The organism is Sporolactobacillus kofuensis, from assembly GCF_024125425.1.
Lineage (GTDB): Bacteria > Bacillota > Bacilli > Bacillales > Sporolactobacillaceae > Sporolactobacillus > Sporolactobacillus kofuensis.
Map to the genome: position 1 here is coordinate 1 of NZ_JAMXWN010000022.1, position 20,939 is coordinate 20,939.

Sequence of the window (20,939 nt, forward strand, 5' to 3'; positions counted from 1 at the left end):
GGACAGTGTAAATGAGGCTGTAGCAGAATTTTTAATAGATAGAGGATTTAATTGCGTAAATTATTTATCTGGAAAGGAACATGGAACTGATGTCACAGCCGAAAAGCTCGGCTGGAGTATTTGGGTGGAGTCTAAAGGATCAAAGAAAAATTCAAGTGATGATGATCTGGTTTTTGATTCTGGGCAAATTAAGGTTCATACAGGTCAGCAAATTCTTAAATTAATGGAATTAGCAAATACGCAGAAACAGAATGTCATTTTTGTTATGGCTAATCCAGATCTTAAACGAATTAGAGATAGAATTGGTAGAGTAAATCAATCATTAAATAAACTTGGATTTGTTCAGTTTTGGGTAAAAGAGGATAAGACAATTATTGTTGATTATACCAATGAGTTAAAAGAAATTCTGGAGTATTTAGATATTTTAAGAGCTTAACAAATCTACATCAGAACCCACATTTCACATTCATCCTATCCTGACCACAACCCAAAAGCCACGCAACCTAAACTCTGTTGCGTGGCTTTTCCCTTATTTATTAACCCGTATAAATCTCTCCATCCGGATAGCGGATATCTACATGTGAGCGCCTAGTCACGGAGAAGGCCAGAGTCAGCGGTCCAACTTTACCGAAGAACATCACGCCCATGATCACAACTTTGCCAAAGGGCGTGAGATGGGCGGTTGCACCGATTGATTCACCAGCGGTACCAAACGCTGAAATGACCTCAAATAGAATCACCTCGAAAGGCTGGTTTTCCGAAATGCAGAGCAAGAACAAAGCGATCAGAATGACGATGATTGAAATTGAAATAATCGATACTGCTCGTACGATCACTTGATGGTTGACCGCGCGCTTATTGATCACCACTTCACGCCGCCCCTTCAAGAAGGTAAATACCTGCGCAATGACAATCATGAATGTGGTCAGCTTGATTCCACCGCTCGTCGATGTACTGCCCGCACCAATGAACATCATCAGCATGGTCAATAGCAACGAGGCTTGACTCAATCCGGCTGGATCAATCGTGGTCAAACCAGCGGTACGCGGCGAGATGCCCTGGAAGAATGCTGCCCAGAACTTATCACCAAGGCTCAGCGGCCCTAGTGAATTTGGGTTACGGTATTCCAATAAAAAGATTGCCAGCACAGCGAGAACGTTAATTACAAGCGTTCCGACGACCATCACTTGTGTGTGCAGTGAGAGCTTACGGAAGCGATGTGTCGATAGGAGTTCAGCAAGCACAGTAAAACCAATCCCACCGAGCGTAATCATCGTCACCATCGTCAGGTTGACGATCGGATCACCTAAATAGTGGTGCATACTCCCGGGAAAAAGTGAAAACCCTGCCTGATTGAACCCACTAATCGAATGGAATAACCCATAAAAGAGGCCCTTCCCCCAGCCAAACTCGGGCACAAACCGAAAAGCGAGGAAGAACGCACCAATCAACTCAATCGCGAAGGAGAAAATGAGGATCCAACTGACCAGCCGGATCACCCCGCCGATCGACGGAACATTTAATGCTTCCTGCATCAACTGGCGCTGTCGAATCGAAATCTTCTTGCCAAGCAAGATGACGAAGAACACCGCGAACGACATCACACCAATACCACCGATCTGAATCAGCAGCATCAGAACAACTTGTCCGAAAAAGGTAAATGTTTCTCCAGTCTCGAATGGGGACAATCCGGTCACTGTTGACGCAGATGTTGACAGAAAGAGCGCATCCAACCAGGAAATAGGATGAACCGTTGAGATAGGCAACTTTAGCAGCAGTGTTCCAATAGCAATAATCACGACAAGCAGAATGGAGAGAAAGAGAGGCGGGCTAAACGTGAACGGCTTCACGTCCAGTGCAGAAAGTATTTTCTTCGTTGACTGCATCATATCAAACTCCTTGCTTTAGAAAGAAGGAAATAAAAACATCCCCTAAAAAAGATCAAACGCCTTCCTTTTCAAAACGCTCCAGATCTTCCGATTTACCGATGATCAGCAGCACATCATCCCGTTCCAATTTCAATTCCCCGATATTGCGCACAATCACTGAACGATCACGGCGTATCGCAATCACGTTGCATCCGTAATTCGCGCGCACATCAATTTCCATAATTGAGCGCCCGATCAGCCGATCGGTGACTTCAATTTCGATGATGCTGTAATCTTTCGAAAGCTCGATATAGTCGAGAATTTTATTCGCTGTTGCCAAATGGGCAATCCGAAATCCAATTTCAACCTCAGGGCGAATAATCTTATCCGCACCGAGCTTCTTCAGAATCTTCTCGTGATAATCATTCTGCGCCTTTGCCCAAATCTCTTTCACGCCAGCTTCTTTCAGCAACAACGTGGTCAGGATGCTTGCTTGGATATTGCGTCCAATCGCGACAATCACATGATCGAAATTACGAATCCCAAGCGCCTGCAGTACTTTCTCATCAGTTGAATCCGCCTGGACAGCCTGCGTCACAATCTCTGAGTAATCATTCACCTTGTCCCGGTCAATATCAATGGCGAGCACTTCGCAGCCCATATTTGTCAATTCAGTACTGATACTCGAGCCGAGTTGACCAAGCCCGATCACCACAAATTGTTTATTCATCGCTATCGTTCCTTTATGAGTTGCACAATTGCGCAACCCGAATCGTTACAAATTTATGTATAAAACTTACATTTACTTTATGGGAATGCCCAATCGATGTCAACTGACTCCATGAGCTCCATCCATCACTCATCGATCAGACCGATTCTAATCTTAAAATCTTTCTGCCATAGAAATACTTTCCGACAAAATTCGGAAAAGAGGGATTCTCTAGACATAGGGCACAGGCCACATGGACGCTGGATTTAGATGATGAGTACAGATCTGGAAAAGTCAAAAAATATACATAGTTCACTACATACGGACAAATTTCACAACGTTGATAGAGAATTAATCTTCAAGGAACTTTGAATAGCTAGGGAGAAGATAATCATACAATTAGTCGGAGTATTGAAGGGGAGAAGATTAGATGAATCCATTTACATTTTATTATGAATCGGAAGGCAAACGTACAAACCCAGATGCATATAACAAACCGTTGACCACAATACACGCAACGGATATTCAATCTGCGGCGTTGAAGTTTGCTGAGCAGTCTTCTTTGAAACTTGTTGACTATGAGACACTTTTGTATGGGAACTACCGCGTCTATTTGGAAACGACACGACCTTTTTGGAATAAAAAGGAACAGATCTACTATGTTACAATGGAGGAGTAAAAACGGCTCACAATTTGAATGGTCATCGACAACATAAGATGACAAAATAAGAGCATTATAGATAAATAAATTGAAACGAAACTGTAATATAATTGTAAATTTAGAGAAACAAAGTGTAACAAAAGCCTAAACCATTCACTTCTGTGACTTTCTTCCCATAACTTCCTCTTTTCAACGCGTTTAAATATGCTATAATGCTTTATAGCTTCACGAGCAAAAATGGTCGAGATATAGGTACACGATGCAAGAGATTAGTGTATAATGAGAGAATCTTGACTAAATACAATTCCATTCTATTATTCCTGTATAAAATAACAGTAGAATTTCCTCAAAACTAAGTGAGACATCATCCCATAGATAAAAAATAACTAGATATGAGTCTCCAATTCTCAGGGGGTTTTTTGATGAAGAAAGTAAGAAAAGCAGTCATTCCGGCTGCGGGGTTAGGTACACGATTCTTACCGGCAACAAAGGCTTTGCCAAAGGAAATGCTTCCAATTGTGAACAAGCCGACGATCCAATACATCGTTGAAGAAGCTGTCCAAGCCGGGATCGAAGACATCATCATTGTTACCGGTAAAGGTAAACGCGCAATTGAAGATCATTTTGATACGGCATACGAATTGGAACAAAATTTGATTCATAAGAATAAGCTCGATCTTCTTGAAAAGGTTCGCGAATCGTCGAAGATTGATATTCACTATATCCGTCAAAAATCACCGCAAGGCCTAGGTCATGCGGTTTGGTGTGCACGCAAATTTATTGGTGACGAACCGTTCGCTGTTCTTTTGGGTGACGATATTGTTCAAGCGGAAACACCTTGTATTGAACAATTGATTAATCAGTATGAAAAAACGGGATGCTCTTGCATCGGTGTAAAAGAGGTTCCAGAGAACCAGACACATCGCTATGGAATTATTGATCCGAAGGCACAAGACGGTCGCTTATTTGATGTGAGCAAATTTGTGGAAAAGCCGAAGGATAATCCACCATCCAACCTAGCAATTATTGGCCGTTACGTGTTGACTCCGGAAATCTTTGACTTCCTCGATAAGAAAGAGATCGGTGCTGGCGGTGAAATTCAGTTAACCGATGCGATTCAGAAGTTGAATGAACTTCAAGGCGTCTATGCTTATCAGTTCGAAGGCAAACGCTTTGATGTTGGCGAAACACTTGGTTTTGTATTAACAAACATTGAGATGGCCCTACAAGATAAAGATCTTCAGAAAGATGTTCTGAAGGGTATCGAACAAATTCTACACGACAATAAACTACCGCTTGAATGATGGAGGATTAGACAATGGCTATGCCTAAATCAGAAATTAACGCACGCTACATTGAAGAAACGCAGCGCAACGTTATAACTCGCAATCTTGGAAATGACAGTACAACCTATTTGTTCTTTAAAAGAGCGCTTGATCTGGTCGGGGCAATCATTGGCCTTGTTTTAAGTTCCCCATTGTTCTTAATCATTTCTTTGATGTATCTCTTTGGAGATAATAAGGGTCCAGTATTTTTTAAGCAAAGAAGAGTGGGACAATATGGTGAAATTTTCTATATATATAAATTTCGCTCTATGGTTGTGAATGCTGAAAAATTATTGAAGTCAAATAGAACACTTTATAAAAAGTACTTGGATAATAACTATAAACTTGAACCGAATGAAGATCCAAGGATTACAAGAATTGGTCAATTTCTTAGAAAAACCAGTCTTGATGAATTGCCGCAGTTTATTAATGTATTGAAAGGCGAAATGAGTTTAGTTGGACCGCGCCCTGTTGTTGCAGAGGAACTGATGGAATATGGAGACAAGAGAGAGTTATTCTTATCTGCAAAACCGGGACTTACAGGATATTGGGCGGCTTGCGGACGAAGCGATATTGAGTATCCTGAAAGATGTAATGTGGAATTGTATTATGTACGCCATAAGTCAGTTGGACTTGATATAAAAATATTATGTAAGACGTTCATGACTGTCATTACAAAAAAAGGCGCATATTAAACATGATGTTTTGCAACGGACATGCCACCCATTTACAAAATTGAGGAGTTTTGACAAGTGAGCATTAAGGTAATTATTGCTACGCATAAGAAATATCAAATGCCAAGTGATCCTATGTATATTCCTGTACAGGTTGGCAGAGAAAATAAAGCAGATCTTGGTTATTTAGGAGATAACACAGGCGATCATATTTCAATGAAGAATCCAAATTATTGTGAATTAACTGCTGTTTACTGGGCATGGAAAAACTTGAAGGCAGATTTCATTGGATTGGTCCACTATCGGAGACATTTCTGTGACCAATCTTTTTTTATGGGCTCCATTAAATCTAAATGGAACCATATCTTATCTGCCACAGCAGCTAAAAAATTATTTGATAAATATGATGTAATCCTTCCTAAAAAACGTCATTATTGGATAGAAACCAGTATGTCACATTATGAACACGCGCATAATGGACAGGATTTGCTTCAAACGAGAAAAATTATTGCGGAAAAGTATCCGGATTATTTAAAAAATTTTGATGAGGAAATGAACAAAACTGCCTCACACCGTTTTAACATGTTCATTATGAAGAAACAATTGTTTGATAATTATTGCGAGTGGATGTTTGACATATTGTTCCAACTTGAAAAGAACATTGATATATCAAACTACACACCAAAAGAAGCTAGAGTTTTTGGTTATATTAGTGAACGCTTGTTAGATGTTTGGGTTAGTAGGAACTCAATCAATTATGTGGAATTGCCTGTTATGTTCATGGAGAAACAAAACTGGGGCAAAAAAATTTATGACTTCATTAAGAGAAAATTTAGCAATTAAAAATGATCATGATTAATAAACGGACATGGGGTATTTATCTTGGTTGATGTTAGCATCATTATTCCTGTTTATAATTCGGAAAAGTTAATATCTAGGTGCTTAGAGAGTATTATTATTCAAAAAGATTGGCCATCAATTGAAATAATTATTGTTAATGATGGATCTACTGATCAAACGCTAGATATTGTCACTCAATATGCCCAAAAATATAAGTTTATTAAAGTCATTAATCAGGATAATCAAAAACAATCAGCAGCAAGAAATAATGGGCTAAAGCACGCACTAGGCAATTATATTCTTTTTTTAGATAGCGATGACTACATTGAAGATAAAATGATTGCAACAATGTACGAACGAATGAATAGGGAACACTCAGATTTATGTATTTGTGGAATAAAAAAGGTGTTTAATGACAGAGTTGAATATGAAACGCAGAGTTGTATTGAATCAAGTGCCAATATACTCAAAGATTTTCTCATTCATCATCAGGAAATGGACGTAGGGTTATGGAATAAACTGTTTGTTCGCAAGATCATTCAAAAAAATGAATTATACTTTGAAAATGGGAACTTCTTCGAGGATACTCTTTTTGTTTTTAAATATTTATGTTGTTTGGAAAATGGAATTTCGTTTGTTGAAACTCCATTTTACAATTTAATGAAACGGGAAAGCAGTACAACAACAGCTTATAATAGCGATATTGAAAAGTATGCCAATCTTTTGAGTATTAAGATCCGGGAATATCTCTCTGAAAAAATGCTCTTTGAGTTAATACCGTATGTAAACGTTCTTGATGCAAGAAGTAAAATTCACATCATCCACCATAATATGAAATTTAACAGAAATAATAAGAAAGAAAAAGTAAAACAGCTTCTGAAAGATGTTAAGATCAGGACATTACCAGATTTGTCTTTTAAGTATAAAGTTGCATTGTTTCTTATGAAGACAATTCCAATGCTCTATGAAAAAGTCTATCTAAAGAAAAAAAACATCTAGAAGTTCTCTTAATTTTAGAGAAAAAGTTATGAATGAGGTGCTAAAAGTGAAAATTGCGATTCTTCTTGGAGAAGTAACAGGAAGAGGCGGCATGGAGACCGTAATTGCCAACACTGTTAACTATTTTAATGAGCACTCACGTCATAACATGAAAATTTTTGTCTTAGGTGGATCCGTGGACGAAAAGTGGCTGCATAGAGTAAATGCACAAGATTATTTTCTGCTTTGCTCTACAAATGAGTCGAAAGCTAAAAGATATCTAAAATGTATGTTTGTAGCGCCTAATAAAATTAAGGAGTATAATCCTGATATTATTTTGGGTGCTGATGAGAAGTCAGTTTTATTTGCAAAATTGTTCAATAAAATTTTAGGCCTCCGAGTGAAAATTGGGTCATGGATTCATTTTTCGCTCACCTCAATCTCTCCTTTCTATCACAAAGTACTCAAATCAGCAGATTTTCATTTAGCCATTAGTGAAGGGCTTAAAAACGAATACATTAAAAATAAAATTGCTGAATACTCCCACATTTATTTGGTTTATAATCCTTTGGAAATTGACCACAATTTAATTCCTCGCCCAAAGGATAAAACGCAATATATTTATGTTGGTCGGCTAATTTATAATGGACAGAAGCGTGTGAATGATTTGTTGAATGCTTTAAAACAAGTCACAGGCGAATGGGGATTAACAATTATTGGAGACGGAAAAGATAAAGAGAAACTCGTTGAGCTTGCCGATCAATTAGATATTAATCAGAAAATTACTTGGTTAGGTTGGAAAAATGAACCGTTTGAGTGCATTGCAGAGGCTACTGCACTTCTTTTAACATCTGAGTATGAGGGGTTTGGTATGGTTCTGGTCGAAGCTATGTCTAGGGGGATTCCTTGTATTAGTTCCAACTGTCCTGTAGGTCCTTCAGATATCATCAAAGATGGTGAGAATGGGTGGCTTTACCCTGTGGGTCAAATAGAGTCACTGACGGAGATTCTTGTTAAGATTAATGATGGGTCTATGAATTTGCCTGATGCAGAAATAGTAAGGCAATCAGTTGATAAATATGACATTCATCAGTTTAAAGATCGAATAGAAGCTGCCCTCAAAGCAGAATTGAGAAAATAAAATAATTCGAATTAATAAAAAAAGAAAGGAGGAGTTTCAATGAATGAAAAGAAAGTAAGTATTATCATTCCGGTATATAACTGTGAAAAATATCTTGATCAATGCCTCATGAGCGTTGTCAATCAAACAATGGATTCTATAGAAATTGTTCTCGTTAATGATGGTTCCACTGACAATAGCCAGGCGGTTATCGATAAATTTGCAAGCAAGTATGACTGTATCACTTCTTTGGCCCAAAAAAATTCTGGGCAGGGAATGGCACGAAATCGTGCCTTAGATATAGTAACCGGAGAATATGTAATGTTTTTAGATGGTGATGATTACATCGAAACTGATACGGTTAAATATCTTTATGAATTAGCAAAAAAGGATCAGCTAGATATAGTCGTCTATAATTGGAAAAAGGTCGATCGTAGTGGTCGGCCGCTTGAAAGTACAGATCATGCTGATTTTGATGAGAAAAATATGGATAGTCAAGAACTTATTTATCAATTTTTAACGAACAACCAACAATTGATTGAAGGTTTTTCTTGGAACAAATTCATAAGAAGAGAGATCTTTGAAACAAATCATATTCGTTTTCCACTGATGAAGTTTGAGGATATCCCAACAATGTTTAATGTCTTGTCATATGTTCAAAGAGGAAAATATATTAATAAAAATATTTATAATTATGTCAGTCACAATGCATCCACTGTTCATTCTATGGGTAAACAAAGCCTTGAGGATTTCTTATCATCAATAAATATGGTTGGCGATATTCTTGATACAAGAGAAATGAAAGCAAAATTTGAAAATGATTATTTTGTCTATAAAGCAAATCAATTATTAAGAGAGTTTGGGCGATCCTTTAATACAATATCGGCTTCAACATATTTGACAGAAAGATACAAACAGAATCTTGATCAATTGACAATAGGAAAATGGATGAAGTCATCTCATTATTCAGATTATAAGTTAATCATAAAGATGCTTTGTTATAAATTAGGACTGTTGCAGTTGTTAATCAAGGCGTATCATAAAATCAAACCAATAAATTAAAAATTGATTGGAGGCGTGCTAACTTGAATAGACTGCAAAACATAAATAAATTCCTTTTAAACATAGCTTATTTTACTTTGGTAGTATACTTTTTTCTATACTCTACAACAATTGGGTATAACGTTCTAAAGTCAAAGATTATACTTCTCATTTGCTTAATAGTGATTACCAGTGAAGTTATATTAAATATTAAGAGAAAGATAAAAAGTAAGCTGATTCTATTTATATTGATAGCAATTATGGGAATGACGGAATCCCTCAATATTTTTATAAAACACTATCATATTACTGACTTTGATAACTTATTGCTCTATTCACTGCTCTTTATGATTATTGTTAATGGACAAAATATTTATCATTTCATTAAGATTTCATTTTATACTAAATTGGGCTTAACGTTGATAACAATTTTACTTTATTTATTTGGCTTAATTCATGAAGTAACATTAAATAGAGGAGAGAGTGTAAGACATTCGCTCGGTTTTTATCATCCCAATACATTGGGATTTATTATTATGTGCTTGACATTCGAATGTTTATTTTTATATATAAAAAAAATAAATTGGCTACATATCTCCTTGTTAGCCTTTTTAAATATATTTATTTATTTTATTACGCAATCACGAACATCGTTTATCTGCGTCATACTCGTTCTGTTGTTCGCTTTCCTCAATACTTATTCTGATTTTCTAAAACACAAATCAATTAAAATAGTTCAATTAGTACTAATTCCAGTATTATGTCTTTTTAGTATAGTGTTGCCTTGGATTTATAATAGCAAAAGTCCAATTTATGTTGAATTGGACTCGTTATTTTCATCTCGATTGCAATCCGGTCATTTTTATCTTAGGGATATCGGCATCACTTTATTTGGAAAACCGTTTCCAGAAACACTCTATGTTAAAAGTTTGAATATAAATCTACTTCTTGACTCATCTTTCTTAAGGATATTGCTTCAATGTGGGGTAATATTTTTTATTATTTTATCATCAACAATCTTGTATAAATGCTATCAGTTATTAAAAAACGGATTCGTATTTGAAGTATCAATAATCGTTATTACTCTGATCTACTCTTTCTTTGAACGAGCTACAAATAATATCTTTCTATACTCAGTGATACTTATTCTAGTTAAAGAAGGTCATATTAAGTCGTCATTGTTTCTTCACTGGAATAGAATAAAGCCATTTTTGAAAAGTAAGAAATATCAATAATAAATTTGAGCTTGTTAATGAATTGGAGTGAATATAATTGAACTATGATTATCTTGTAGTAGGCGCTGGATTATTTGGTAGTACATTTGCTTATGAAGCTGCCAAACGGGGAAAGCGAATTAAAGTTATCGATAAGAGAAATCATATCGGAGGTAATATCTACACAGAAAATATAGAAGGCATTAATGTACATAAATATGGTGCGCATATTTTTCATACAAATAATAAAGAGATTTGGGATTACGTGAATCAATTTGCAGAGTTTAATCGGTATACCAATAGTCCTATTGCTAATTACAAGGGAGAAGTCTACAACCTTCCCTTCAATATGAATACTTTTAATAAATTGTGGGGCGTGTTAACACCTGACGAAGCGATTGCAAAGATCACAGAACAAAAAGAACACGCTCATGTGGACACACCTCAAAACTTAGAAGAACAAGCTATATCACTTGTTGGAACAGATATTTACAAAAAACTAATTAAAGGATATACGGAAAAACAGTGGGGAAGAAAAGCTACTGAGTTACCTGCGTTCATTATTAAAAGATTACCGGTAAGATTCACCTATGATAATAATTATTTTAATGATCGTTATCAGGGAATACCGATTGGTGGGTACACACAGATTATCAAAAAAATGCTATCAAATGATTTGATTGATGTTGAATTAGGAACAGACTTTTTCTTAAAAAAAGAAGAATACATGCGCACATTCCCAAAAATCATTTATACGGGAATGATTGATCAGTTTTTTGATTATAAACTTGGAACACTCGAGTATAGAAGTTTAAAATTCGAAACATCGGTTCTTGATGTTGAAAATTATCAAGGCAATGCGGTAGTTAATTATACAGATTCAGAAACACCTTTCACACGCATTATTGAACATAAACATTTTGAATTCGGGAAACAGCCCAAAACTGTAGTTACACGAGAATATCCAGCAAACTGGGAAAAGGGAGATGAGCCTTATTATCCCATGAACGATCAGAAAAATAATGAATTGTTTAAAAAGTATAGTGAACTAGCTGAAGGGTTGGACAATATTATCTTTGGGGGAAGATTAGGCAATTATAAGTATTACGATATGCACCAAGTCATTGGAGCTGCATGGTCATTAATCGCTAAGGAATTTAAATAAAACAATGAAAAGGGGAGATTTGGTGAGAAAGATAGTAATTATAACACCTCATCTTTCTGGATTGGGTGGAACAGAGACAGTTCTGAGAGATGTAGTCGCATATACGAATAGCCACTATGAAAGTGATAGGATAAAGTTGTTTTTATTGGGTGGCACTGATGATGAATCCTGGCTCGATGGACTTCCTTCAGAGGTTCACACTTTTATGCAGTCAAATAAATTGGTAAGAGTATGGAACAAATTCTCTACATTCTATAAATTTCTTCGGGATGAAGAGCCGGATATTGTAGTCAGCATTGATACAAAGCTGATCAAGGTATGTTATATGATTCGCAAAATGATGAAACTTAGATTTTCAATAGTATCATGGATCCACTTTTCATTATTTAATGAACCACTTGTTAATGTGAAATTATTAAAGTGTGCTGATGCACATCTTTGCATCAGCACAGGAATTTCGAAGCAAATGCAATCAATTGGAATAGATCCGTCTAAGCTATTTACAATATATAACCCAATTCCACGCAATAGTAGTACGATAGAACGACCAGAACAAAACGTAGACTTTTTATATATTGGACGTGTTCAATTCGAAGGGCAAAAAAGAATGAAAGATTTATTGACGACACTTTCACATGTAAAAGGTGAATGGAAACTCAATATTTACGGTGACGGTGAGGACACAGATCTTTGCAAACAATTTGCGATAAAATTAGGTATAGCTAATCAAATTGTTTGGCATGGATGGGTGAAGAACGCATGGAGCATCATTGATAGAGCAACAGCATTACTGCTTTCGTCCGCATATGAAGGGCTACCCATGGTACTGGCAGAAGCACTCTCAAGAGGTATCTATTGTGTGAGCTCTGACTGTGATACAGGTCCACGTGATTTAATTAAGCCAAACATTAATGGAGAATTATATAAACCGGGTGATTTGATTCGTTTCCAAACGATTTTGCAGTCGATCGTCAATAGTGAACAGCGGTTACCTGATCATGAAAAAATTAAGGAAACAATTAGCTTTCTATATGCAGAAAATTATTATCGCAATCTAAAACAAGTTTTCGATCAAATCCAAAAACGGTCAAAATAACACATATGAGATAGTTGATATTATTTTAAGGGTGAAACTTTATGAGTACCAGTATTAAAAAAAATTATTTATATAATCTCATCTATCAAGTAATTGTTTTGATTTTACCTCTCATTACAGTCCCATACATATCAAGAGTCCTTCTCCCTAAAGGCGTAGGTATCTTCGCATATACATCGTCTGTGGTTCAATACTTCATACTTATTGGAATGCTTGGCATTGGTACATATGGTAACAAAGTTATCGCGATGACAAGAGACAATAAAAAATTGATGAGTGAAAATTTCTTCAGCATTTATTTTTTGCAATTGGCAATTTCCCTCTTTTCGGTAGTAAGTTATTTACTAATGGTGACGCTATTCGTAAGTGAGGATAAGGGTATTGCTTACATCCAAACGATTGCTCTCCTAGGAAGTGTTATTGACTGCAGCTGGTTCTTCAGTGGACTAGAGTTATTCAAGAAGATAGTGACACGAAATATTGTTGTCAAAATTATAGCACTGATTGCAATATTTATTTTTGTAAAAGGTCCAGATGATTTAGGTACTTACACATACATCATGTGCCTATCGATATTTATTGGGCAGTTGATTATGTGGTTCTATATAAGGAGTCATATTATTTTTGTTCACGTTTCTTTCGAAAAAATTAATAAACATCTAAGACCAACAATCGTGTACTTTCTACCCCAAATTGCTGCACAAGTCTATTTTGTCTTAGGAAAAACTATGATTGGTATGTTATCAAGTAAAAGTGAAGTGGGCATTTATGATTACGCCGATAAAATGAAAGCCATGGCACTTGCTGTAGTTACTTCGCTTGGAACAGTTATGCTACCGAGAATGGCACACACATTTGTTATGGGACAGATTGAAAAAGCAAAAGGATACATAATGAAGTCTTTGGAATTTTCAACGCTATTAGCGGTACCCATAATGTTTGGTTTGGCAGGTATTGCCAAAGAATTTGTCCCTTGGTACATGGGAGATAGCTTTACAAAATGTATCATAGTGCTTGTACTCATGAGCCCAACAATCTTCCTAATTGCTTGGAGTGGCGTGTTTGGCAGCCAATATTTGGTGCCTCTCGGCAAGATGAGAGAATATACTCTCTCTTTATATGCAGGTGCTTTTGTTAATCTGATTGCAAATCTGTTGCTAATTAGACCCTACGGTTCAATTGGAGCTGCAATCGGAACTCTATTAGCAGAATTAGCAGTTACACTTGTTCAATTATATTTTATTAAAAGTGAAATAAGACTAGTGAAAATATTACCGAGCACGCTGATTTATTTATGTGCTGGATTAGTTATGTATCTTGTAGTAAGAATCATAGGCTTATCCATGGGTGTATCTATTTTAACAACCTTAATCCAAATCATTGCTGGTGTTATTTCATATTTAGTCATTGTCCTTATCAGTGAATATATCAGAGGTAATGGAATTATGCTCAATGAAGTCAAAAAAAGAAGGCAAAATCACTAAGTAAGGATCTCATTCTTAAGTTCATACCCAATTTTTGTGTAGGACTTCCAACAAATGTTAAAAAGAGTGTAAAATAAAACTATTGATGTTTGCTTATGGCGTTTGATGGCTTTTAACATAGTTTATGATCATTACTTTGAAACTACTAATCTACTCGAACATATTTTGCTCAAGCATCTAGATCAGGTAGTAGAAATATTCAAGCGAAGGTGAAAATGGATATGCTATCGATTAAAAAATTTAAAAAGAAGTTATTCTTTTCAGCACTATTCGTATTTTCCCTATTATTTCTCTCAGTTGTACAAAATGCGCAAGCAGCTACTGTTACTGAATCTGGTGTGATTCAAGCAAATCAAAATGATGGAATTTGGGGAGAACCCTATCATGGGAGTGATACACCATATATCACTTCAGCATCCAAATTCGATGGTAAGCGGGTCATGATTATTCAGGAATCACAAACTTCCTATGGAACTTACGATCAATTCTCTATAAACGGACAGACTATTGGATGGTTAGACAAAAAAGTATTTGGATCAATAAATCAGGTCCTCTATAATAAGACAGTAGACTATACAGGTCAAATTGTTGCAAAAGATAATGATGGAGTCTGGTCTGATCCATACCTGGGAGACGGATCATCGTACTTAACATCAGGAAAACAGTTCAGCGGACAAGAAGTTAAAATAGTCAGAGAAGCACAAACCGAGTATGGGATATATTATCAATTTGAAGCTAATGGGAAAATAATTGGTTGGCTAGATAAAAATGCATTCGGCTCAATAAGTCAGGTTGTCTATAATAAGACAGTAGACTATACAGGTCAAATTACTGCAAAAAGTAATGATGGGATCTGGAATAATCCATACTTAGGAAGCCTAACATCCTATGTAGCACAGGGTACGCAATATAACGGTCGCCAAGTAAAAATCATAAGAGAAGCGCAAACGACCTATGGAACCTATTATCAATTTACTGTGAACAATCAGGTCATTGGTTGGCTAGATAAAAGCGCATTCGGGCCAATCAGCCAAATCATCTATAATAATGCGGTTAATTATGGAGGGCAGATCACGGCAGGAAATAACGATGGAATCTGGGATCAACCCTATTTAGGTGGGGGCACCTCTTATGTTGCGTCAGGGTCACAATATAATGGCCGTCAGGTAAAAATCATAAGAGAAGCGCAAACGACTTATGGCACCTATTATCAGTTTTCCATAGACGGTCAAACAGTTGGTTGGCTAGATGAGAAAGCGTTCAGATCAATTAGCGACGTGAGCTATAATAATGAAGTAAACTATTCGGGTAAAATCACAGCTGGAAGTAATGATGGAATTTGGAGCGAACCCTATTTGGGAGGCGGAACTTCATATGTGGCACCAGCATCACAATATAATGGTTGGCAAGTAAAGGTTGCAAGAGAAGCACAAACGACTTATGGCACCTATTATCAATTTTCCATTGGCGGAAAAGTAATTGGATGGCTAGATAAGCGCGCTCTCATATTAGGAGATAATACATATAATGATCAACCAGTCTACTATACTGGGAGAATCATTGCCGGTGATACTGATGGAATATGGACAGAGCCTTACAATACACCAGGCACTAAATATGTTGCCTCTGGGCGGTCATTTTATGGAAAAGTCGTTCAGATTATACACGAAACTCAAACAGATCATGGTACTTACTATTTATTTCAAATAGATGGTCAAACAATTGGATGGCTGGATAAAAATGCCTTTGATTCGGTTCAAAGTATGACATTTACTGGAATTGATTTAAAAATAGCCTCCAACATAACAGCTACAGATATCCAAAATTATTTCAACGCACGTCACCCAGATAGTCTCTTGAAAAATTATGCTCAAGACTTTATTGATGCTCAAAATCAATATGGTGTAAATGCACAATATTTAGTTGCTCATGCAATATGGGAAACCGGTTGGGGTAATTCAAATCTTGCTACCTATAAGCATAATATATATGGTTTTGGCGCTTATGATGGAAGTCCATTTGCCAGTGCTTACTATTTTCCAACAATTCAGGATTGTATTAATTACGTAGCTTCATATATTAGAAATAATTATTTGAATAGTGATGGAAAATATTATAGTGCTACTTATGGTGCGACATTACAAGGGATGAATGAACATTATGCTACAGATACAAATTGGTCAGCCGGAATTGCTTCTGTCATGAATAGTATGGAGGCTTTAGATCCGGTTTATTATACAAATACTCCGGAACTATCTTCTGTATTAAAGGATACAAATCAATATGGGACAGATATTCCGGTCGGACAGCCAACACCATAAAGATAAATAGGTCAGATAGTTATTGGTCAAAACGTAATACATTTTACTTAGATATCTAATTTGCTTAGACATAACCATATGCAGGGGAGTTTAATATTTATGACAGAAAGACAGACTTGGCTAGATTCCGTAAAGGGTATAGCGATCATTTTAGTTGTGCTGGGACATGCAGCATTAGGATTACTATTAACAAATAAAACAACTTCAGATAGACAATTTTTAACTGTGATACATGACTTCATATATACTTTTCACATGCCGTTATTCTTTGTAGTTTCCGGTTACCTTTATGGATTAACTAGAAGGATAAATAACTGGAATTCTTACTTTATCTTTTCTAAAAAAAAGCTACTAGCAATTGGAATTCCCTATATTATCTTTTCTGTTATTCAAGTCACTCTTTCTATTGTTGGAGGTAGTATTGTAAGAGAGCCACTTACAATCAGGGACCTCGTATTAATCCCAATATTCCCAGTACAATATTTGTGGTTTCTGTATGTTTTATTATTTCTCTTTCTTTTTCTCGCACTTCTTGATCGACTGATTAAGAGACAACTGATCGTTTTTCTCATTGTCATTGTCCTTAATATCGTTGGTTGGTACTGGAATTCAGATATTTATTTAATCAATGCCTTATTTGCGGACAGCATATACTTTTATATTGGAAAGTTATTAGTCGGTAGATCACAGCTCATAAAAAAAGGTATTTTCAGTCTCGGTATTATGATCCTATTTGGAGTCCTTGTTATTATTCATTTTTTCTTCAATACACCGCTGTTGGGTATTGGTTTACTAAGAGTTAGTGAGGGATCTCAGATTTTCCCATCAATCATGCTTTCAGTAATCACAGCAATAAGTGGTTCATTATTAATCATGTCAATTTCAATAAAATTTATAAAAAGTAAGTTTATTCAATACCTTGGTAGAGAATCAATGGTCATTTACTTACTTAGCGAAAATGTAACAACTTTGATAAGAGCAATTTTGTTTAAAGTAGGAATTACAGGTGGGATAGAACAGTTTTTAATCGGATCCATAGTTGCTCTCTTCGGATCCATTGTTATATACAAAATTATTGCTAAGATAAAATTGTTTGACTTTATGTTTTATCCAACGAGATATTTGAGATTAAGATAGTATTGCTATCAAAAAACTAATTGATTTTGAATTGTTATGGATAAGAGATTAGCTTTCAATTAATTATCGGTTAATCTTTTATGAAATTAACTCATCTTAGAACGGGAAAACGGAGGATGAAGATGGGGCGAACCCTGAACTGGTTGATGAACAGGACACTAGTATTAATAGAAAAGTATTACTATATTTTTGTAGCAATTATTTTCTCAATCTTATGTTTTACGCTTTTTTACAAGATGAATATGCCTAATATTCAGGACTGGGACGAAGCAAGACATGGTGTTAATGCTTATGAGATGTTGCGTTTTCATAACTATATCGTTAATTATTATGGTTCCAGTCCTGATTACTGGAATTTAAAGCCTCCAATGAGCTATTGGTCAATAATTATTGGATATAAGCTATTCGGATTTGATACTCTCGGACTAAGATTCTTTTCGGGATTATCATTATTGCTAGTTTCAATTATATTAGGAATTTTTGTAAAAAAAAGGTTTGGCAAGCTTGCCTCATTAATTACATTGGCTTCCTTTATTTCATGTGTTCCCCTAGTACTTAACCATTGTGGACGAACTGGTGATCCAGATGCACTTTTTTTACTATTTTTTACTTCGTCAATAATATGCTTATTAAAGATGGATCATAAATTTGCTTTTTTATATCTAGCCGGCATTTTTTTCTCGTTTGCATTTTTAACAAAAAGTTGGCACGCTTTTTCGATTTTAATTGTTATTTGTCTATTTATTATATTTACCGGCAAGATTCGGAAACTGAACATTTATCAATATAGTATATTTATAGTATCGTCCCTACTGCCAATATTAATATGGGCTATCTTTCGTTATCATTATGATGGATTGACGTTTTTCAAACAAATGATACAATATGATCTTCTAAGTAGAAGCTCACAGGCTCTTGAAGGACATATGGGAGGTAGGCTGTATTATATCGAGTTTATTGTACAACAAAATCCCTATTGGACTATTGTATTGTTTGCATCATTTTTTGGCTGCCTAACAATCGTAAGTAGGAATAATTTATTTCATCAGTATAGAAATTACATTATCGGATTGCTACTGTGGATTTGTGTACCTCTTCTAATCTTTTCAATGTCTAAAACAAAATTGTATTGGTATATTTATCCAATTATTCCTGCACTTTCTATTTGTATAGGCTGGTTCTCAGCCAAGCTTATAAAGATGAAAAAACCCGTATTATCAATCACCCTAATTGTTTTAATTGCTTTTTCATTCTTTGCAAATGAAAAAATTATTTTACAATCAATAAAGTCAGCTAACTCATATGAAGTACAAACTCTATTTGAAAAAATGAATCGCAGTCCGCAATATAGTAAAGCTAATGTTTATCTTGGAAAGGATTTAAACTGGAGTCAAAGTACCTATCTCTCAGGGCTTCTTTACGGTGATGTAGTTGCAAAAGATACTGGGATGAAAGGTTTTTTGCATGACAAGAACAAAAATAGTCTATTAGTAGTGACAAAAGATAAAGTTAATGAGAAAACTATTACTCAACATCATTACAAAATAATCAGTAGTAATGATCAATATTATTTACTTCAAAAATGAATGGGCGTGGGAAATTTTGGATACACAGGACCCGCTTCTTACAATTGTCGTTCCTTGTTATAATGAGGAAGCTGTTTTGGATGAAACGACCAAAGAATTATCAAACGTGATGTTTCAATTAATTAAAAATCATAAAATTAATGCATCAAGTACTGTGTTACTTGTTGACGATGGAAGTAAGGATAAAACTTGGTCAATTATTGAACATACTGCAAAAACTAATCCTTTAATTCAAGGATTAAAATTAAGCAGAAATTTTGGTCACCAAGGTGCTCTTATTGCAGGATTAGAAACAGCAAGGCAATATTCAGACTGTGTAATTTCCATTGACGCAGATCTTCAAGATGATGTCAGTGCCATCTATAAATTCATAGATAAATATCATGAAGGTTATGATATTGTATTTGGTGTACGTGATAAGCGTGAGACGGATACATTCTTTAAGCGAAACACAGCATTGTTCTTTTATAAATTAATGGGAAAAATGGGGGTGAGACTCGTACCCAATCATGCAGATTATCGATTAATGAATAAGAGGGCACTCGATGAATTTGTGAAATATCAAGAAGAAAACTTATTCATTCGTGGGATTATTCCACTGTTGGGCTTTAAAACAACGAAGGTTTATTATAATCGTATGGAACGATTCGCAGGCGAGTCAAAATATCCTTTAAAAAAGATGATATCATTTGCAATGGATGGTATCACTTCATTTAGCATTGCTCCTATTAAGCTGATGACTTGGATTGGCTCTATAATTGTTCTTTTAGGCGCATGTATCGGCATCTATTCGCTTTTTTCATGGGCGTTTAATCATACTATTAGTGGTTGGACTTCACTGATTCTCTCTATATGGATAATCGGCGGTATGCAGTTAGTTGCGATTGGTGTTATCGGTGAATATATAGGGAAAATATTTAATGAAACAAAGCATCGTCCTAGATATACAATCGAACAGAGTACAGTAGATCAAATTCTAACTGATCAATATAGAGAAAAGGTAAAAATATGAGTGAATCCAAATGTTGACACGAGTGCCATATAATCATTGCAAGGAAATCGGTCAAAATATTAAAGGTGGAACTGAACTCAATAGATATTGATCCGATATGATCAGCAACTGTGCACCGTTTTCATAAGAGTGATCTATAGAAGACTACGAAAAAGTAGTCTTTTTTTGGTGCGCCCGGCATGGACGGCAGCTTGGCGGTGAAAGTCCGCTACAGGCTTGGCAGTAGGAACTGTTAGCCAAAGGCAAGGGTGTCCATCGTGAGGTGGAATCTGAAGGAAGCCGGAGGCAAACTTCTGGGCCGATGAACAAGAACTGCATACTAAGGCTGACTTGAGACGGATAATCCTGCCAAACAAGGTGAAATCCTATACTGCCCGAACCTCATCCAGTAAATGCAGCAGCCACATGGAAGGAAAGCGGTCGTTCTTACCCGGGGAGATCTTACAGGGGCTTCCGACAAGAGGAAAGCAAATTTCCACAGAAGCAATCCAGCCAGTGATGGCAGGATGAACTGTAAGAAGTCAGCAGATGCCATAGTAGTCCACTTGGACGAAGGGCTGAACAATAGTAATCTCGGAAACAGAGGAGGTGTGAGCGATGCGACAATCACAGACAACATCAAACGATGACTATCTTTCGGAAAATAGAGTGGAACTCGAAGGAAAGAAAGAAGTGTGTAGCACCGCTTGCGGTGAACCTGAAAGAAGA

At 35.9% G+C, this 20,939-nt stretch carries 17 protein-coding genes; 15 read left to right on the forward strand and 2 right to left on the reverse strand.

What is annotated here, in order from left to right; genetic code table 11:
- Nucleotides 1-436 (forward strand): hypothetical protein (locus NIE32_RS13435; protein ID WP_253077404.1); only part of this gene is annotated, 436 nt, incomplete at its 5' end.
- 100 nt (nt 437-536) lie between these two features.
- Here the strand turns inward: NIE32_RS13435 and NIE32_RS13440 are convergent.
- Both NIE32_RS13440 and NIE32_RS13445 read right to left on the reverse strand, forming a co-directional pair.
- Nucleotides 537-1,886, reverse strand: a complete 1,350-nt coding sequence (locus tag NIE32_RS13440) for a TrkH family potassium uptake protein (RefSeq protein ID WP_253077420.1) — start codon at nt 1,884-1,886, stop codon at nt 537-539.
- Nucleotides 1,887-1,941: 55 nt separating this feature from the next.
- Nucleotides 1,942-2,598 carry a potassium channel family protein gene (locus tag NIE32_RS13445; RefSeq protein WP_253077405.1) on the reverse strand — a complete coding sequence of 219 codons (657 nt, stop codon included), beginning with the start codon at nt 2,596-2,598 and terminating at the stop codon, nt 1,942-1,944.
- A 409-nt stretch (nt 2,599-3,007) separates the two neighbouring features.
- Between NIE32_RS13445 and NIE32_RS13450 the strand changes: the two genes are divergently transcribed.
- From NIE32_RS13450 to NIE32_RS13515, 14 genes are all read left to right on the forward strand, one after another.
- Nucleotides 3,008-3,256 carry a hypothetical protein gene (locus NIE32_RS13450; RefSeq protein WP_253077406.1) on the forward strand — a complete coding sequence of 83 codons (249 nt, stop codon included), beginning with the start codon at nt 3,008-3,010 and terminating at the stop codon, nt 3,254-3,256.
- A gap of 404 nt (nt 3,257-3,660) precedes the next feature.
- Complete coding sequence (gene galU / locus NIE32_RS13455) at nt 3,661-4,542, forward strand: UTP--glucose-1-phosphate uridylyltransferase GalU (RefSeq protein ID WP_253077407.1); 882 nt, start codon at nt 3,661-3,663, stop codon at nt 4,540-4,542.
- Between the two features lie 20 nt (nt 4,543-4,562).
- Nucleotides 4,563-5,258 carry a sugar transferase gene (locus NIE32_RS13460; RefSeq protein WP_381452063.1) on the forward strand — a complete coding sequence of 232 codons (696 nt, stop codon included), beginning with the start codon at nt 4,563-4,565 and terminating at the stop codon, nt 5,256-5,258.
- A gap of 57 nt (nt 5,259-5,315) precedes the next feature.
- Complete coding sequence (locus NIE32_RS13465) at nt 5,316-6,080, forward strand: DUF4422 domain-containing protein (RefSeq protein ID WP_253077409.1); 765 nt, start codon at nt 5,316-5,318, stop codon at nt 6,078-6,080.
- Between the two features lie 39 nt (nt 6,081-6,119).
- The gene (locus tag NIE32_RS13470; protein ID WP_253077410.1) at nt 6,120-7,076 is read left to right on the forward strand and encodes a glycosyltransferase family 2 protein; all 957 of its coding nucleotides are present in this window, start codon (nt 6,120-6,122) and stop codon (nt 7,074-7,076) included.
- 46 nt (nt 7,077-7,122) lie between these two features.
- A complete protein-coding gene (locus tag NIE32_RS13475) occupies nt 7,123-8,196 on the forward strand; it encodes a glycosyltransferase (protein WP_253077411.1) in 1,074 nt (357 codons plus the stop codon).
- Nucleotides 8,197-8,235: 39 nt separating this feature from the next.
- The gene (locus tag NIE32_RS13480; protein ID WP_253077412.1) at nt 8,236-9,237 is read left to right on the forward strand and encodes a glycosyltransferase; all 1,002 of its coding nucleotides are present in this window, start codon (nt 8,236-8,238) and stop codon (nt 9,235-9,237) included.
- Between the two features lie 1,251 nt (nt 9,238-10,488).
- Nucleotides 10,489-11,595 carry a UDP-galactopyranose mutase gene (glf, locus tag NIE32_RS13485; RefSeq protein WP_253077413.1) on the forward strand — a complete coding sequence of 369 codons (1,107 nt, stop codon included), beginning with the start codon at nt 10,489-10,491 and terminating at the stop codon, nt 11,593-11,595.
- A gap of 22 nt (nt 11,596-11,617) precedes the next feature.
- Complete coding sequence (waaB, locus tag NIE32_RS13490) at nt 11,618-12,691, forward strand: lipopolysaccharide 1,6-galactosyltransferase (protein ID WP_253077414.1); 1,074 nt, start codon at nt 11,618-11,620, stop codon at nt 12,689-12,691.
- Between the two features lie 41 nt (nt 12,692-12,732).
- Nucleotides 12,733-14,175, forward strand: a complete 1,443-nt coding sequence (locus NIE32_RS13495; RefSeq protein WP_253077415.1) for an oligosaccharide flippase family protein — start codon at nt 12,733-12,735, stop codon at nt 14,173-14,175.
- Nucleotides 14,176-14,390: 215 nt separating this feature from the next.
- Entirely contained in the window at nt 14,391-16,496 is a 2,106-nt protein-coding gene (locus tag NIE32_RS13500; RefSeq protein WP_253077416.1) for a GW domain-containing glycosaminoglycan-binding protein, read from the forward strand.
- A 99-nt stretch (nt 16,497-16,595) separates the two neighbouring features.
- On the forward strand, nt 16,596-17,633 hold the full coding sequence (locus tag NIE32_RS13505; protein ID WP_253077417.1) for an acyltransferase family protein: 1,038 nt from the start codon (nt 16,596-16,598) through the stop codon (nt 17,631-17,633).
- Between the two features lie 122 nt (nt 17,634-17,755).
- Nucleotides 17,756-19,219 carry an ArnT family glycosyltransferase gene (locus NIE32_RS13510; protein WP_253077418.1) on the forward strand — a complete coding sequence of 488 codons (1,464 nt, stop codon included), beginning with the start codon at nt 17,756-17,758 and terminating at the stop codon, nt 19,217-19,219.
- Nucleotides 19,191-20,231: a glycosyltransferase family 2 protein gene (locus tag NIE32_RS13515; RefSeq protein ID WP_253077419.1), complete on the forward strand. Its 1,041-nt coding sequence runs from the start codon at nt 19,191-19,193 to the stop codon at nt 20,229-20,231. The genes NIE32_RS13510 and NIE32_RS13515 overlap by 29 nt, the downstream gene beginning before the upstream one ends.
- The last annotated feature ends 708 nt before the right edge of the window (nt 20,232-20,939 follow it).

Excerpts from the sequence above, each read along its gene's own strand:
- NIE32_RS13440 (WP_253077420.1), bottom strand. The coding sequence starts at position 1,886 with ATGCAGTCAACGAAGAAAATACTTTCTGCACTGGACGTGAAGCCGTTC.
- NIE32_RS13445 (WP_253077405.1), bottom strand. The coding sequence starts at position 2,598 with ATGAATAAACAATTTGTGGTGATCGGGCTTGGTCAACTCGGCTCGAGT.
- NIE32_RS13450 (WP_253077406.1), top strand. The coding sequence starts at position 3,008 with ATGAATCCATTTACATTTTATTATGAATCGGAAGGCAAACGTACAAAC.
- galU (WP_253077407.1), top strand. The coding sequence starts at position 3,661 with ATGAAGAAAGTAAGAAAAGCAGTCATTCCGGCTGCGGGGTTAGGTACA.
- NIE32_RS13460 (WP_381452063.1), top strand. The coding sequence starts at position 4,563 with ATGCCTAAATCAGAAATTAACGCACGCTACATTGAAGAAACGCAGCGC.
- NIE32_RS13480 (WP_253077412.1), top strand. The coding sequence starts at position 8,236 with ATGAATGAAAAGAAAGTAAGTATTATCATTCCGGTATATAACTGTGAA.
- NIE32_RS13495 (WP_253077415.1), top strand. The coding sequence starts at position 12,733 with ATGAGTACCAGTATTAAAAAAAATTATTTATATAATCTCATCTATCAA.
- NIE32_RS13500 (WP_253077416.1), top strand. The coding sequence starts at position 14,391 with ATGGATATGCTATCGATTAAAAAATTTAAAAAGAAGTTATTCTTTTCA.
- NIE32_RS13505 (WP_253077417.1), top strand. The coding sequence starts at position 16,596 with ATGACAGAAAGACAGACTTGGCTAGATTCCGTAAAGGGTATAGCGATC.
- NIE32_RS13510 (WP_253077418.1), top strand. The coding sequence starts at position 17,756 with ATGGGGCGAACCCTGAACTGGTTGATGAACAGGACACTAGTATTAATA.
- NIE32_RS13515 (WP_253077419.1), top strand. The coding sequence starts at position 19,191 with ATGATCAATATTATTTACTTCAAAAATGAATGGGCGTGGGAAATTTTG.